General features: G+C 54.1%; 14 protein-coding genes. 11 read left to right on the plus strand and 3 right to left on the minus strand.

The window, feature by feature from the left end:
* Window positions 1-93: 93 nt before the first annotated feature.
* From OX89_RS18435 to OX89_RS04275, 4 genes are all read left to right on the plus strand, one after another.
* Window positions 94-1203 (plus strand): hypothetical protein, encoded by a 1110-nt coding sequence (locus OX89_RS18435; RefSeq protein ID WP_199856204.1) that lies wholly within the window; start codon window positions 94-96, stop codon window positions 1201-1203.
* A 137-nt stretch (window positions 1204-1340) separates the two neighbouring features.
* Window positions 1341-3281 (plus strand): class I SAM-dependent DNA methyltransferase, encoded by a 1941-nt coding sequence (locus OX89_RS18000; protein ID WP_084001993.1) that lies wholly within the window; start codon window positions 1341-1343, stop codon window positions 3279-3281.
* Window positions 3278-3757, plus strand: a complete 480-nt coding sequence (locus OX89_RS18440) for a restriction endonuclease subunit S (RefSeq protein ID WP_157497312.1) — start codon at window positions 3278-3280, stop codon at window positions 3755-3757. The genes OX89_RS18000 and OX89_RS18440 overlap by 4 nt, the downstream gene beginning before the upstream one ends.
* Window positions 3758-3991: 234 nt before the next feature.
* Window positions 3992-4855 (plus strand): DEAD/DEAH box helicase, encoded by an 864-nt coding sequence (locus OX89_RS04275; RefSeq protein ID WP_047349701.1) that lies wholly within the window; start codon window positions 3992-3994, stop codon window positions 4853-4855.
* Window positions 4856-4875: 20 nt separating this feature from the next.
* On the opposite strand, the gene OX89_RS17785 is transcribed toward OX89_RS04275, so the two are convergent.
* Window positions 4876-5331, minus strand: a complete 456-nt coding sequence (locus OX89_RS17785) for a helix-turn-helix domain-containing protein (RefSeq protein ID WP_084001994.1) — start codon at window positions 5329-5331, stop codon at window positions 4876-4878.
* Window positions 5332-5463: 132 nt separating this feature from the next.
* Between OX89_RS17785 and OX89_RS04285 the strand changes: the two genes are divergently transcribed.
* Genes OX89_RS04285 through mobH form a run of 3 tightly spaced genes read left to right on the plus strand, consistent with a single transcriptional unit; the run spans window position 5464 to window position 8960 of the window.
* Window positions 5464-5754, plus strand: coding sequence for a flagellar transcriptional regulator FlhD (locus OX89_RS04285; RefSeq protein ID WP_047349702.1), 291 nt, complete (start codon window positions 5464-5466; stop codon window positions 5752-5754).
* Window positions 5751-6224, plus strand: coding sequence for a FlhC family transcriptional regulator (locus OX89_RS04290; protein ID WP_047349703.1), 474 nt, complete (start codon window positions 5751-5753; stop codon window positions 6222-6224). Before OX89_RS04285 ends, OX89_RS04290 begins: the two co-directional genes overlap by 4 nt.
* 3 nt (window positions 6225-6227) lie before the next feature.
* Window positions 6228-8960, plus strand: coding sequence for a MobH family relaxase (gene mobH, locus OX89_RS17790; RefSeq protein WP_052952238.1), 2733 nt, complete (start codon window positions 6228-6230; stop codon window positions 8958-8960).
* A gap of 31 nt (window positions 8961-8991) precedes the next feature.
* Here mobH and OX89_RS04300 read toward each other — a convergent pair whose 3' ends face one another.
* Window positions 8992-10812, minus strand: coding sequence for an ATP-dependent helicase (locus OX89_RS04300; RefSeq protein ID WP_084001995.1), 1821 nt, complete (start codon window positions 10810-10812; stop codon window positions 8992-8994).
* Window positions 10769-11593: an AcaB family transcriptional regulator gene (locus tag OX89_RS04305; protein ID WP_047349705.1), complete on the minus strand. Its 825-nt coding sequence runs from the start codon at window positions 11591-11593 to the stop codon at window positions 10769-10771. The genes OX89_RS04300 and OX89_RS04305 overlap by 44 nt, the downstream gene beginning before the upstream one ends.
* Between OX89_RS04305 and OX89_RS18445 the strand changes: the two genes are divergently transcribed.
* From OX89_RS18445 to OX89_RS18455, 4 genes are all read left to right on the plus strand, one after another.
* Window positions 11592-11825, plus strand: a complete 234-nt coding sequence (locus OX89_RS18445) for a hypothetical protein (RefSeq protein WP_157497314.1) — start codon at window positions 11592-11594, stop codon at window positions 11823-11825. The genes OX89_RS04305 and OX89_RS18445 overlap by 2 nt on opposite strands.
* A gap of 876 nt (window positions 11826-12701) precedes the next feature.
* Entirely contained in the window at window positions 12702-12866 is a 165-nt protein-coding gene (locus tag OX89_RS18450) for a hypothetical protein (RefSeq protein WP_157497316.1), read from the plus strand.
* 222 nt (window positions 12867-13088) lie between these two features.
* The gene (locus OX89_RS04310) at window positions 13089-13931 is read left to right on the plus strand and encodes a PD-(D/E)XK nuclease-like domain-containing protein (protein WP_047349706.1); all 843 of its coding nucleotides are present in this window, start codon (window positions 13089-13091) and stop codon (window positions 13929-13931) included.
* A gap of 15 nt (window positions 13932-13946) precedes the next feature.
* Entirely contained in the window at window positions 13947-14441 is a 495-nt protein-coding gene (locus OX89_RS18455; protein ID WP_157497318.1) for a hypothetical protein, read from the plus strand.
* The last annotated feature ends 196 nt before the right edge of the window (window positions 14442-14637 follow it).

Below are 14637 nucleotides of genomic sequence, written 5' to 3' on the forward strand. Positions count from 1 at the left end.
TCGGCATGAAAGCCGACAATGTCAAACGCTAAATTAAAGGCATTTAAAAGCCCTAATCGTGGGTCTATACGTGTAACCATGGCGTCCCGCCTTATGGCAGGATTTTACGACCAGTACAAGCGCAACCTTAAAGGCTCTTCCGTCATCGGGTGCGGAAGGTGGAAAGCCTACGGACGTGATTCGACCACCGCAGAAATTAAGGTAGACGAACACGGCGCACGGATGGAAGGACATTTTATATGTGGCAATGTCTGGACGTGTGACCATTGCGCCCGCGACAGAGTAGCCCAGGCGCGTTCTTGGATTCGAGCGGCACTCATACCCGCCCTGGAAGCCCATCACCTAAGCGCAGGCATGATGACCTTTACCATGGCGCACACTTATGAAGGCGATTGGACTGAATCAATCAATAGGCTGCACGATGCCTATAAGCTCTTCGATAAAAATATGTCGCGCCGCTATAAGGCTATCGGAAGCATAGGCAAACTCAAGAGCCTAGAAGCACCAGTAGGCAAAAATGGCATTCACGGACATTTTCACGTCCTGGTAACTTATGCCGAAGGCGTAGATATGTCCGCTTTCGAGACAGTAGCCCGCAGGGAATGGGAAAAGGCTGTCCAGCAGGTGGGAGGGGAATGCAATGAACGGGGCTTTGACCTCAAATTGAACGCTATGGCCGACTATTTGGCTAAGCATGACCTAGCCCATGAAATGTCCAGCCATGACACCAAGGAAGCCCGTAAGAAAGGGTTATCACTGGTGCAACTGTTAGACAGGGCAGCACGCGGCGATAAAAAATCATCCGCCGAATGGCTCAGAGCTATTGAAGCCCTACAAGGCCGCAGGCGCTTCCATGCGGGCGATATCGCTTCCAAGCTGGGCATTCCTACATGCTCCGAGTGGGAAGATGAAGAGCATCAAGCCGAGCTCATGGAGCATAACGCCAACGCCCCAGAGCCCGTAAAAATCACTTATCCGCTACGTGACCACCTAAGAGCAACCGCCATTGACCATCCAAGGTTTGGATTGGCTCTTATATTGCGTGCAGCAAGAGGCGGAGACGCTGAGAAGGTATGGTCTATCGTCAAGAAGCTTTGCGACGAGTACGACGCATTTAGACGAAGCCAAGCAATCACACCAGAACAGAAAATAGAAGAACGGCTATTTGCTGAGGTGGGGAAAGATATTAGTTTTGATTGGTGATTTTTTCGTCGTTGCGAAAGCGCCTCAGTTATTTAAGTCTTTTGCTATGAAAATTGACGAGTATTTCATTTTGAGGCATAATTTGAGGCTTTGCCATCAAGGTGGTTGATGGTGTTAGTCGGTTCATAAGGCATCAAATGAGTAACGAGCGCAAAACTGAAAATATTGTAAGAGATGCACTTACAAAGAATGGCTATTACGGCTCTGTTTCGGTTCTTGTCGAAGAGCAAAAAAGCAATATTGAAGATGTTAAATCTTTGATGAAATCCGCTAGCAAGTCAGGCGGTACCGGTATAGGTGCGCCAGAGTTTATTATCAGCTCACCTTATGCGCCAGACTTCCTAATCGTCATCGAGTGCAAGGCAAATGTTAAAGACCACAAGAGTTCATCTATTGATGCCATTCTGAATGGTGCACTTATAGATGAAGTGGAAGATGTGAAAATTAAGCGCGTGAAGCGGTTTGCTGTTGATGGCGTCTTCCACTATGCAAAAGCCCTATCTAAGAAATTTAACGTTATTGCGATTGGAATTAGTGGGGAAACCAAGAAGCAAGCTTTGTTAGATACTTATCTTTGGCCCAAAGGTGGAGATAAGCCAAAAGTGCTTTGCTCAAAAGATGGTGCTTCGCTTAATGGAATAATTTCTTGGACTGATTACATCGAACACGCAACTTTTGACCCTACCGTTCAAAAATTGCGCTTTGATGAGTTGATGGATTTCGCCTCTGAATTGCATGACTTCATGCGTGACCATGCAAAATTGACGGAAAGCGAGAAGCCGTTAGTCGTCAGTGGAACTCTTATTGCGTTGAGGAATAACGCTTTTGCCGCTTCGTACAACGTCCAAACACCTGCGCAACTACAAAAAGATTGGATGCGCGTCATCAAGGAAGAAATAAGCGCCGCGTCTATTCCTCAGGCTAAAAAAGACAATATGGCGCAGCCCTATTCAAGCATTGGTGTTCATCCAGAGCTTGGGAAGGCTTCAAAAGCGTATCCCAAAGGAGCATTGTTTGAGTTGATTGATAGGCTGAATTCGAAGGTTTGGCCTTTTATTAGCGTATATCATGATTTCGATGTTGTGGGTCAGTTTTACGGGGAATTTCTTAAATATACTGGTGGTGATAAAAAAGCACTTGGAATTGTTCTTACCCCGCGACACGTTACCGAACTGTTTGCACTTCTTGCGAATGCAAACAAGACAAGCAAGGTTTTAGATATTTGTGCTGGAACTGGTGGATTCCTAATATCTGCCATGCACAGGATGTTTAAATCAGCCACCACTGAGGCGGAACGGACTGCTATAAAGTCGAGTGGTTTGGTTGGTGTTGAACAGCAACCGAATATGTTTGCGTTGGCCGCTTCCAATATGATTCTTCGGGGTGATGGGAAGGCTAATCTTTATCAGGGTAGCTGTTTTGATGATGCTATCGCAAAGGCTATAAAAGCGCATCAATGTGATATTGGAATGGTGAATCCGCCTTATAGTCAAAGTGATAGCGACTTGCATGAATTGCGCTTTGTTAAGCACATGCTTGATTGTCTTAAAGAAAAGGGCGTTGGTATTGCTATTGTGCCAATGAGCTGCGCTCTGAATGCTGATTCATTGCGTGCAGAGATTCTTAAAGAGCACACCTTAGAAGCCGTCATGTCTATGCCTGACCAGCTTTTTTATCCGGTTGGCACAGTGACTTGCATAATGATTTTTACTGCTCATATCCCTCATCATGTATCTAATAGAAAAACATGGTTTGGATATTGGAAAAATGACGGCTTTGTTAAGACAAAAAACAAAGGACGAATTGACCAAAATTTGACGTGGGAATCCATTCGAAATCGTTGGGTTGAGGCTTTTCGCAACCGTGAGGTTCATCCTGGTGAAAGTGTGATGATGCATGTCGATGCAGAGATGGAATGGTGCGCGGAAGCTTATATGGACACTGACTATGCCTTGATTCAGCAGCAGACCTATGAGGCGGCAGTTCGTGACTATGCGATATATAGAATGCTAGGTCAGACTAATAGTTCTAATTTAGAAGAATCGGATGTTGTTGAGGTTATCGGAGACGACAAATGAAGCTTGTACCCTTATCAGAGCTATTCCGGGTCACTTATGGGGTTAACTTAGAGTTGAATAAAATGACCCTAAGTGCAGATGGAATCCCATTTGTTGGCCGTTCAGAAAGAAATAACGGAGTTACAGCACGAGTAGCTAAAATCCCTGGCGTAATTCCCAACCCGGCTGGAACGCTCTCTGTTGCTGGTGGCGGTTCCGTTTTGGCAACTTTCTTGCAACCGGAGGAATTTTATTCAGGTCGTGATTTGTTTTATCTCACCCCGCTTTTTGATATGACGGACAGTGTTAAGTTGTATTACTGTGCGTGCATTCGTGCCAATAGGTATAGATATAGCTATGGACGGCAAGCAAATAAGACTTTGAAAAGTTTGATGTTGCCGGCGCCTGACTCCATTCCCTCGTTTGTTGATGAGGGGTTGAGTCGGGTAGTTGTCGAGTACGGCAAGCGGCTTGCCTCTATTTGCCCTGGCCAGTGAGTCCGATGCGGAATTGAACCCGCGTCCGCAAACGCACCCAGCAAGGTAGATTGACAGGGGTCACACTGCGGGTCACACTCTGGGGGCACACTTTTCAACCTCCCTCGGTGTACCGGACATAGTGGAGCTTTGTAGTGTTTCTTCCAAGTCCTTGATTTAAAAGGACTTTGGCGGATTTGGTGGGAAACTCTCCTGAGTCCCGCCGTCTCCACCACGTTTGCGTCGATACCCCGAATGTGTGCCAGGCTGGGCCAGGAGAGTATTGGCTGGTTGCTGGTGGATGAGGCTGGGCAGGCCTTGCCATCGCATGCAGTGGGTGCGCTCTGGCGCGCTCGTCGGGCCGTGATCGTGGGTGACCCGCTGCAACTGGAGCCGGTTCAGACTTTGCCTGCGGCGCTGGAAGCCAAGCTGGCCGAGGTCTATGGAGTGGACAAGCAGTTGTGGCCCAGCTACGCATCGGCGCAGAGCTTGGCCGATAGGGCAACTCGAATAGGCACCTGGGTGCCCAGCGCCGGGGGGCAAGAAGCCTGGGTCGGGTGCCCGTTGCGGCTGCATCGTCGCTGTGACGAACCGATGTTCTCGATCAGCAATGCCGTGGCCTACGGCGGTCAGATGGTGCAGGGCAAGAAGTCATCGGATGTGGCGCTGCCGTCCAGCTGCTGGATCGATGTGAAGGGGAAGTCAGCACAGGGTCACTGGGTTGAGGATGAAGGCACTCAACTGGTTGCATTGGTGCAAACCCTTTTGGGCAAGCATCAGGTCGATCCCCGGCAGGTTGCTCTGGTGTCACCATTCAGAGACGTGGCACGGCAGCTCAAGCTGCTGGGCAAGAGGTTCGGATTGGAGGACAAACTCACAGGCACCATTCACACGGCGCAGGGCAAAGAGGCCGATGTCGTGGTGCTGGTTCTGGGCGGCGATCCGAAGGCGCCTGGAGCCAAGGCCTGGGCAGCGGCCAAGCCCAACTTGCTCAATGTAGCGGTCTCTAGGGCGAGGAAGCGGCTGTATGTGATTGGCAATGCCTCCCTGTGGCAAGGCTTGCCGCACTTTGACGAACTGGGCGCGCAACTGTCGATCTGCGATTTGGTGCAAGCCTGAGATGGAAGCGGGCGGCGTGCTCAAATCGAGCTGTCCGAGCCGTCGTCGTCGCCAACCAGGTTCGGGCCTTGTATGCGTTGCTGTTCCCTGTGCTCCAGATGCGCCAACCTCAGGGCCTCCTCGCCACGCGCTGCAAACCCCTTGGCCAACAAAGTGAATTTTTGAGGATCGGCCAAGGAAAGTGAAAGCAAGGCGTCAGCTACGGCGGTTATATAAGGAGTCGCCTCGGGCGCGTAACGTTCGTACACATCGATTTGCAGCATCGACCCCTTGCCGCTCAGAAGCCAGTTGATGTCCAGACCCATCTCACATGCCTTGGTGAGGACGCTCCCATTGGGCAAGGTTGCGCCAGATTCGTACTTACGCACCGTCGTGACGTCGATGTCCAGTTTGCCAGCCAGTTCGTTCTGGTTCAGATCCATGGATCGGCGCCATGTGCGAAGACGGGCGCCGGTTCTGTTTTCTGTAATCACCATGGCTTAGATGTGTGTAGTTGTAAAAAAACAATGCGAAAAAGCATCTTTTTATCAAAATAAGGTGGAAAAAGCAGTTTTTCGTTAATTTATGCTTACAATTGCGCCATTGTTGAAACATGCATTGGCAGGATCATGAAGGACATCATTTCTCTGAATCGAAGTTTCCTGTTGTTGGCTAGGCAGCACGCCAATGATCCCGTGGCATCTCTGGCGACAGGCTTGCCCAAAGAGACGCTCAAGGTGCTTGAAGGCCTGAGCATCGAGCAGATCGATACCCTGGCGGCAAACCTGCCGTTGTCCGTGTTCACCATGCGACTCAATCCATCGCAGATTGAAGTGGCTGCCAAGGATGAGCCGCATGCAGCCTCCCGGTTCATGGTGTCTGCGCTGGCAGCCAGGAGTGACACTGGGGCCATTCAGTGACAACCCTGGCTCAGCTGGAGGCACTGACTACAGCCTCCAAACTCATTGGCATGAACTTGCGCCTCACAATTGTGGGCGCGTTGACAGGTGTTTCCGATCGGACGCTACGAAAAATGTGGCGTGAAATACACGGGAAAAGTTCATCCAATGGCAAGCTCCCCGAATCGGTGTTGTCCTTCATCACCAGCAGGCAGGCGGCAGCGGACATAGCCGCGTTCATGAGCGTGTACCTTCACCAATGCGGCCCCGTCAAAACAATTGACCCTAAAAAGTTGACATATGCCTTGGAGCTGTGCGCCCGCATGAACATTGAAGTCAACATCAACATTGCCTACTACGGGTTGAGAGACCTCCGGGCAGGACTCATCTCCTTCCCGAAGTGCAGCGGCTGTGGCGCGAAGTTTATATATGACACGGAAAAAAAGCACACAAACCGTTGTCCGTTTTGTAACCAGTCGCCAACCAAGTAAACAATGCTCTCTTGGGTCAAAAAGCTGGCTCGAAAAACCGCGCCCACGTCAAGCGCGCCGACACCCGAGCACCTGAAGATTGCCATCCTGAAGAAGGACATTCCGCGCTATCCGCCCTTCATGAAGGGCTTGCCGGTTGAGAGGCCGGATGAGATTGTTGCGGTGCAGGATGAGCTGCTCACGCAGATCTACCAAAGCACCAAGGTCACCAGCGACGTATTTCAGAGGCACTACCGAGGCGCCATCGACAGGTTCGCCCGCTTCGTGCACTTGCTGCCCGCTTCCCAGGCCCATCACCATCGCGGTGCAGGCGGGCTTTTGCGCCATTCCCTCGAAGTCGGTTTGTGGTCTCTTCGCGAGGCCGACAAGATGCTGCTGCTGGAGCTTTTCAAGACACCGGGCCATCGGCGTGAAATCGAGCCGCGCTGGCTGCTCACGGCGTTCCTGGCGGGCCTTTGCCATGATGTTGGCAAGCCCGCGACGGATGTCATCGTCAAGAACCATGGCAGTACCAAGCAATGGAACCCAATCGAGCGCAGCCTATGGGACTGGGCGACGAGGGAGGGCATTGACGCCTATTTCCTGGAGTGGCAGTCAGGCCGCGCCAAGCACCATGTGGCCCTGACGGGGGCGATTGCCAAGAACATCATCACGGATGAAACCCTGGCCTGGATTGCCGGTGAGAGCCCGCAGCTCATGGTGTGGTTGATGGAAACCCTCAATGGAACGCCAGGCAACACCAATCCGCTGTTTGACATCGTGATCAAGGCGGATCAGAAGAGCGTGGAGCGCGACCTGAAATCCATGGGGGCGGTCATGGCGGGCTATGACCTGGGCGTGCCCGTCGAGCGCATGCTCACCGACATCATGCGCCGCCTGATTCGCCAGGGGATTTGGAGTGTGAACGAGCCAGGCGCGAAGGTCTGGAACATCGAGGGCAATATCTATCTTGTCTGGCCTACATCGGGCCAGGATATCGCCCAGCAGGTGCATCAGGATGGGATTCCAGGGGTTCCTCGCAACGCCGACAGCATCTTGGACATGCTGGTCGAGCGCGGCCTTGCCTTCACCGACACCAATGGCCTGTACAAGATTGCGCCCGCAGTGCTGGCAGCCAAGATCCCCGACATCAAGCTCAACTGCATCCGCTTGCGCGACGACACCCTGATTTCCACGGATCCTATTGCGTCGGTGGATGGCAAAGTGATTGCGGATGTGGCCGCGAATGACGCTGGCCAGCCGAACGCGGCCCAGGCCCAGGCGGAGCCCGTGAAGGTGGGCGAGGCCGTCGATTCCACCCAGGCGGGGGCAGATTCGAAGGCTGCAATTGCGCAACCCGTGCCAGGCCAGCAGGCCCCCACGGGGGCCGACACACAAGCCAGCGCTCAAACAAAGCAACAAAAGGCGGGGCCGAAGCACGCGGCTGCGGTGTCTGTCCCCATGGCGGCTTTGCCATTGAACAAGGTCGAGCACATCGACCCGGAGACGGGTGAAATTCAATCGACGGCGCCGCCCACAATCCCTGTTGGCGAAGCTCGCATACCGCCCGCGTCAGCAGCGAATGCCACCGCTGAAATGGTTGCTGCAGCGGCCCAGAAGAGTGCCCAGCCGAAGAAGCCGCAGCCACGCCAGAAACCCAACCTGGTGCTGGATGGAGTAGTGGGGGAGGCGCTCAAGGCACTTGCGGAGGATCTCAAAACGGGCGCAAAGCTCTGGGGCTCACATGCCATCGTGGAAGACGATGAGCGGGTGCTCCTGGTCTGGCCAGATGCATTCAGCGGTTATGGCCTGACGCCCAGCGCCATCATCAATGACTTGTCGGCCAAGAAATGGTGTTGGTCGGATCCAATGATCCCGACAAAGAAGGTCATTGAGATCGATGTTCAGGGATCGGCGATGCGTGCGATCCGGCTGCACCATGATGTGAGCGAGGCGGTTTTGTACGCGGCAGGCCATGGCCTCTCCAGCACAGGCGAACCGGATCATGCCGAAGGCGGCACAACCGTGGACGCAAAACCTGCTGCCGCTCCGCATCGCGAGGCCTTGGTTGCCGTGGAGACGCCACAACCGCCCAAGAAGGCGCGTCAAGAACGGCCACAGGAACAAGCGGGAAGGCCAGAGGACACGGGAAATAGCAAGGGCAAGGGAGGGGGCGCTGCACAAGGCAATCCGAAACCGGCTCGTGAACCGGGCAATGCGGGCAAGACGCCCGCCGAGGCTACGTCCTCACCTGCACGAGTGGAAAAGAGCAAGCCAACCAAGCCTGATCTGCCGACTCAGTTGCCAGCTACGCCATCGCCCGAAACCCAGACTGCGCCCCAGGTTGCGGAGCCGAAGCGCCAGCATCCGCGCAGTGAACCGAAAGCCGCTCCAGCACAAAACCAGGCACCGAAACAGGATCGGGCGGCAGGGGCCAATCCGTCGCGAAGCACTCCAATCACGGGCGCTGCACCGAAAGAAATTCTGGCCGTGGCGCAAGCACCAAAGGGCCAGGCAGCGATCCCAACACAGCAGGAAATGAGTGAGAAAAAGCTTGCCCTGTTCCTAAAGTTTGCCAAACGCCATGCTGGCGCCGCATCCGACGATGGCTGGTTCGAGGCCCCCATGCGCCCCCTGTCAAGCGACATCGAGAAAGAGACGGGGTTGGAGATCAACCGGGCCTATTTCAACACCATGGCCAAGGAGCATCCTGGCCGGGTGCAAATCGACAAACGGGTCGTGAGATTCAGGGCCTGAGCGGACGGTACGCCGCGCGGACTGGGCGGCGTCAGAGCCCGGATTCTTCCAGAAAGCGGGACTCAAGTCCCTCGGACAGCGCGCCACTGATCACCAGTTTGCGCTTGGCGCGGGTCATGCCAACGTACATCAGTCGGCGCTCTTCCTCCTCAGTGGAATCCGTGTGTGGCAGGTTACCTTCCTCGCTGCCCATGATCCACACATGCTCGAATTCGAGTCCCTTGGACGAATGCAGGGTAATGATCTGAACGACGCCAGCATCTGCCGTCTTGTCTTTGGTGGTTCTCGATAGCATGGCCAGGCGCTGCGCCAGCGTGCCATTGAGGCGGCAAAACGAATCCGCAAGCGACTTCAAGAGCGACGCCTGTGGCGGCTTGCAATGCGGCGTCAGAAAGCCCGCCACCCCATGCACTACCAGGGAAGTGCGCCCCTTGAATGCCTGATCTTCCCAGGACATGAAGCCTTCGCGCAAGGACACCAGGATCTTGCGTCGTCGCTCATCCTGGACTTCGGCAAGCGCATGATCCAGGCGATCGACGCATCTGCCGGAGCTGCTGCGCGAATGGTCGTTGATCCAGGCGGAATCGACGTTGCAAAAGGCCAGTGCATTGGCAACGCCCGTCCACGAGCTATCGGCGATGCTGCGCAGCAACCCCGAAAACACCCCGCCAATGGCCTGATCCCAAATGCTTTTGCCGCCCAGGCGCTTGTAGGGGATGCCGTTCGTTGACAGGGCCACCTCGACCGTATCGAGCAGCGTGTTGGTGCGGCCCAGTACCGCCCACTGAGCATTGCTCTCGCTGCGGATGGTGCTGGCCAGAATGGCGCCTTCATCGTCTCTGGTGGGGAGGCGATGTACGACGATTTCGCCCGCTTCGGTCTTGGCTGCCTGGATGTTCTTGGGGGCGCGGTTGGTGTTCTTGCCTATGAGCTTGGCGGCGTGCTCCAGGATGTTGGGCGCGCACCGGTAGTTCACCGGCAGAGTGAGATCGATGGAGCCAAGTGCGATGGATGCTTCCTGCAATCCCGCGTAACCCAGGGCATGCCGAAACGAGTACAGGCTCTGGTCATCATCGCCGACCAGGGTCACTTCGACCCCGGCGCGACCATGGGCCAGGATCCATTCGAGCTGCACCTCGTCCATATCCTGTGCTTCATCGACCAGCAGCCACTTGATCGGCAGCGGGGCGATATCACCGCTTTGCATGCCGCGCACGGCGGTGAGCAGCAGATCAGAGAAGTCCATGACGCGCTCAGACTGCAAGATGGCCTCGTAGCTGTCGTAGACGCGCTGCATGGCGATATCAGCGAAGGCGACAGGCTGCACGCGTGCCTTGGCCGTGTCGATGGACTTGAGCACGTCGTCTAGCTTCAGATCCGGGGCGTTTTCGCGCCAGCATCGACGAACCACTGCCATGCGGTCTCCATCGCCAAGCAGCTTCGGCGGTCGGCCCTTGCTGTTGCGCTTGATCTGGGCCATCGCCAGCGAATGGAACGTGCCCACGGCCAGACGGCGGGCGTTTTCACGGCCGCAGGAATCAAGGATCCGCTCCATCAACTCGTTCGCGGCATCGCGGGTGAACGTGACAGCGCACAGCCGCCCGAGCTCATGTTTGGCGATCAAATGAGCGGCTCGCGTTGAAAGTACGCGTGTCTTGCCCGAGCCAGGGCACGCCAAGATGGTGCAATGGCCCTGTGTCTTGACCGCGCGGTCTTGGAACGGGTTGAGATCCACAGTAAACCTTCCAGCAAGAAACAAAAAGCCCAGAGCGCTTGGCAGCTCTGGGCTCTGGGACAGCCTCGGGGCCTTACGCAGCCAAGGCGGCTTCTTCCTCGGCATGCTCCGTCGCATCTGCTACCGCCGCATCAATGTCCTGTGCAACCGGGGCCTGCTTGCCCTGGTCGGCATCTAGCGCCGTGCCGCTGCGGGGATCGGTCACGTTGTCGATATCGCGGCGCTGAGCGGAAGCGATCGAGCGTATCGCCAGGGTGCGCAGTTCATTGGCCATCCGCCAGACCTTGCGCTTGGTGGTAAAAATTCCCTTGGCATGTTCACCGTCCTTGATGACATGCGACAGCCACAGCACGTCGAACAACTCAACCAGGCGATCGAGATCACGGATGATGGACATCCAGGCAACGGCGCGCGGCGAGGTGACCTTCACGGTCACATCCAGGGGGGCGGAATAGGGAATGCCGGACGCTTGGATCCCGTAGGTGTCGGCGAGCTTTTCCAATCGTGCCTGCTCATCGAAGATTGCCTTCTGCAGTTCGGCAATCTTCTGATTGACGACTTCATCCACCTTGATGCACTCCTCCTCGGACGCCAGCGCGCGCAGGATCACGGACAAGGTGAACAGGGCTTCCTCGCCGATGGTGTAGGTGCGCCGGTAGACCTGCTGAGCGTGAAACGACTTCAGCGTTGCAGTTTGCTCCAGGAAGGGCATGGACTTGGGAGTGGTATCGCGCGCCCTGCGGTTGGCAACCCGACCTTTTGCGGGTTTGTCTGCGGCGCCAGCCTTGGCCTGGGCATCGGGCTCTGCGGCACCGGTCTGAGTGTTGGTCACAGGCGCGGTTTTTTGCGGCGTGTCAGCAGCCAGGGATTCGGGAGTTTCGAGGGATTCTTTCGCCATGATGAGACCTCAAGAAGAGTGGAAAAAACTGCCGCCCGGAAAGAGCGATCGCGGCGTCAGCCGTGATAAGGCAGGCAGGACAACGGTCGAAAGTCATGCTATAGAGAGGCGCAAAGTGATCGATGGCGAAAAAGATCGGCTTGTGGCGTATTTCAAGCGAGCGTTGCTTTTGCGAAAAAAGCTTGTTGACACGGACATCGTGCATGGTAGGATTCGCCCATCCCTTGAGTGACATGCGTAACGCTGTCCTCTTGTGTGATGTAGCTGGCATCCAAAAACAAACAGCAATAAATAAACACTATAAGTGTTGGTCATACGATGTTTTTCCGTATGACTTCGCATGCAGTAATTGCATTGCACATTGGAGCGAAGCTCCCAACCCTCACTGCGGGTAAATGCAGTTGGGTTGTGAGCCAAGTAAGACCTGAACTGTTTCCCGTTGGGAAATAGGTGGGCTTTCGCTCCAACTCTGCCTTCAATGGCACTTCAAGAAGAGAACTGTCCGCACGGCGGCTTTTCTCTCCGCGCTACGTGATGTAGCCCGGTTTCAAAGACACAAGAAATTGCATCACGCCTCCGGTGTGTAGCTTTTTCTTGCGTCAAAGAATCGAGTGATCCTTTTCTGGACACTCGTCAACCCTCCATCAACAGATGGAGTTTTTAACTTCCTCGGGGAGCCAGCGTCCCGAGGGACATGGTGTATCCGAGGTTTTCCTGGAGTTCACCATGTCTGTCGTCCTTCTGGCTTGCTGCTTTTCTGTTGGTGTTTTGGCATACACATCCGGGTGTGTTACCCGGTTTGCAGAAAAGATGGGCTGGCAATAAATAAATATCGCCTTCACAACTTCGGTTGTGGGGGCGATTTGTCTGTTGGATTAACACCCTGCAGGCTTGAGCGTTCTAGCATCTGAGAGCGTTCAAGCCTGCAGGGTGCCACAGACACATTGAGTGTCATGTGCAGCATCGTGCAGGTTGTTCAACCTGTAGGAGCTCATCATGGAACTGGTAATTTTTGCAATGTGTGTATTCACTGGTGTCGTGATCAGCCGTCCTGTCATTCGCAGCATGCGTTGAGCAGGTTGGTAAAACACTATTCCAGGAGAATGCAATGGCAAACGAAAATCTGAAACGCTTGATGGAAGTGCTTCCCTTCCGTGATGCAGTACTTTTGCACAATGAACTGCGCTCTCCAAAGCCACTAAGCAAGGAGATGCAGGACAAGGTGCGACAGGCATTGCGTTCGGCGAAGTTCACCATCCTGCCGCAGCAGTGAGGACATCCCCTTCTACGGAAGGGGGGTTTTCAAATGCCCCACGTCATTGCCGGGGCATTTGAAAACAGTTTTGTTCCTCGGTCGCGTAATGCACTGAGTTCAATCGGTCGCTGGCCGAATCTTCGGATAAACAGCAATTCGTCGCTCGCAAGAGCCCTTTCACCCACGGGGATCACTTTACCCCGTTGGGGCATGGTGACCTTATTTTTATAGGAGATCACTATGCTTATGAAGGTCAATTCACCCTTTATTGACATTTCGGCGAGTCAGTATCATGCTGACAAATCGATAGTGGGCCACTCGGCCCTGGTGGAAATGCTTCGCACACCGCAGCACTTCCACCATCGACTCCATTCGCCGCATGTGGCAACACCCGCCATGGAGTTCGGGACGGCTCTGCATACGATCGTTCTGGAGCCAGCCAGTTTTGCTGCCACCTACGCGGTCGCACCAAAGTTCGATCGCCGCACCAAGGACGGCAAGGCAGAGGCTGCAGCGTGGGAAGCAGCAAATACTGGGAAGAAGTTCATTACACAAGATGAGCTTGATACTCTGTCGAGTATGCAGCAATGCATAGGAGCTCACACGGAAGCTGCGTCTAAGTTACGTCGAGGCGTAACCGAAAAAAGCTTCTTTTGGACGGATGAGGACACTGGCATCAAGTGCCGGATTCGCCCGGATTTGCTGGTGCTCGATGAGTACGGGGAGGTGGAAGCCGCCTTAGATCTGAAGTCCACGCAAAACGCCGAAAAACGGAAGTTTTCGCGGACAATGGGTGATCGCGGTTATGATCTCCAGGCTGCGTTTTATGTTGATGGTATTTCGCTGGCCATTGGTCGGGAGGTGCCATTTTATTTTCTGGCTGTGGAAACGACTGCGCCATATGGTGTTGCGCTCTACAGAACCGGGAAGAGAACGCTTGAGATTGGTCGATCGAAGTACCGTGCAGCATTGCAGATGTTGCAATGGTGCCGCGAGAACGATAAATGGCCAAGTTATCAACCGTTTGGGGAATCCGAAGAAATTGATGTTTCTGAGTACGAAGCACGATTCATTTTTGAATAAACAAATGAGGAAAACATGAGTAAAAAAAACATTTTAATCGCGATCGTCGCTACCTACCTTCTGTCTGGATGCGGGTCAATGATTGGAAGTATGGTAGATCCGAAGGTTAAGGTTAGCTCGCCATTTGTGACAAAAGTCATCGAAGGTGAGGTCGCCAAGGTTGACAAAAAAGATAATCCACGCCTGAAGAAGCCAGAGATCACTACTACAGACGCTGTGATAACACATGCTCAAGCCAACAACATCAACAGCCCAAGCACGACAAGGAAGCTGCTCGCCCTAGATATTGCGCTCGACGTATTGAGTTATGAGCCTGAGAAGGTTGAGTTTTATACGATAACTGATAATAAAACAGGAGAGAGTGTAGATATATTGCGATCAAGCATATACCCGCTCGGTAAGCCTGGTGCGTCGGTTGGCGATAAGATTCGTCTTATCTATGGCGACGCTGGCTTGCTGGCAGTCTACAACCTCACAACCAATCCCGGATTGGATGAGAGAACACGATAACAACCAGCCATTCCTACGGGGATGGCTTTCTCAAGCGTCCTACGGGGTGCTTCAGAAAGCCAGGATTTGACGCACCTGGAGTAATTCCTTGTGTTCAATGTTCCCTGCTGGGGAATTAAAATAATCAGCACACAACCGCACTCAGGTGCATTTCAACCCTCGGGGTCGCCAGTCCCCAAGGGGATTGGTGACTCCA

Origin of the sequence: Diaphorobacter sp. J5-51 (assembly GCF_001023515.1) — a bacterium.
Classification (GTDB): Bacteria; Pseudomonadota; Gammaproteobacteria; order Burkholderiales; family Burkholderiaceae_C; genus Diaphorobacter; species Diaphorobacter nitroreducens.

Coding starts and splice junctions, on each gene's coding strand:
- OX89_RS18450 (WP_157497316.1), top strand. CDS start 12,702: ATGGCAAACGAAAATCTGAAACGCTTGATGGAAGTGCTTCCCTTCCGT.
- OX89_RS17785 (WP_084001994.1), bottom strand. CDS start 5,331: ATGGTGATTACAGAAAACAGAACCGGCGCCCGTCTTCGCACATGGCGC.
- OX89_RS18000 (WP_084001993.1), top strand. CDS start 1,341: ATGAGTAACGAGCGCAAAACTGAAAATATTGTAAGAGATGCACTTACA.
- OX89_RS04275 (WP_047349701.1), top strand. CDS start 3,992: ATGTGTGCCAGGCTGGGCCAGGAGAGTATTGGCTGGTTGCTGGTGGAT.
- OX89_RS04285 (WP_047349702.1), top strand. CDS start 5,464: ATGAAGGACATCATTTCTCTGAATCGAAGTTTCCTGTTGTTGGCTAGG.
- OX89_RS18445 (WP_157497314.1), top strand. CDS start 11,592: ATGATGAGACCTCAAGAAGAGTGGAAAAAACTGCCGCCCGGAAAGAGC.
- OX89_RS18435 (WP_199856204.1), top strand. CDS start 94: ATGGCAGGATTTTACGACCAGTACAAGCGCAACCTTAAAGGCTCTTCC.
- OX89_RS18440 (WP_157497312.1), top strand. CDS start 3,278: ATGAAGCTTGTACCCTTATCAGAGCTATTCCGGGTCACTTATGGGGTT.
- OX89_RS04305 (WP_047349705.1), bottom strand. CDS start 11,593: ATGGCGAAAGAATCCCTCGAAACTCCCGAATCCCTGGCTGCTGACACG.
- mobH (WP_052952238.1), top strand. CDS start 6,228: ATGCTCTCTTGGGTCAAAAAGCTGGCTCGAAAAACCGCGCCCACGTCA.
- OX89_RS04310 (WP_047349706.1), top strand. CDS start 13,089: ATGCTTATGAAGGTCAATTCACCCTTTATTGACATTTCGGCGAGTCAG.
- OX89_RS04300 (WP_084001995.1), bottom strand. CDS start 10,812: ATGCGACGGAGCATGCCGAGGAAGAAGCCGCCTTGGCTGCGTAAGGCC.
- OX89_RS18455 (WP_157497318.1), top strand. CDS start 13,947: ATGAGTAAAAAAAACATTTTAATCGCGATCGTCGCTACCTACCTTCTG.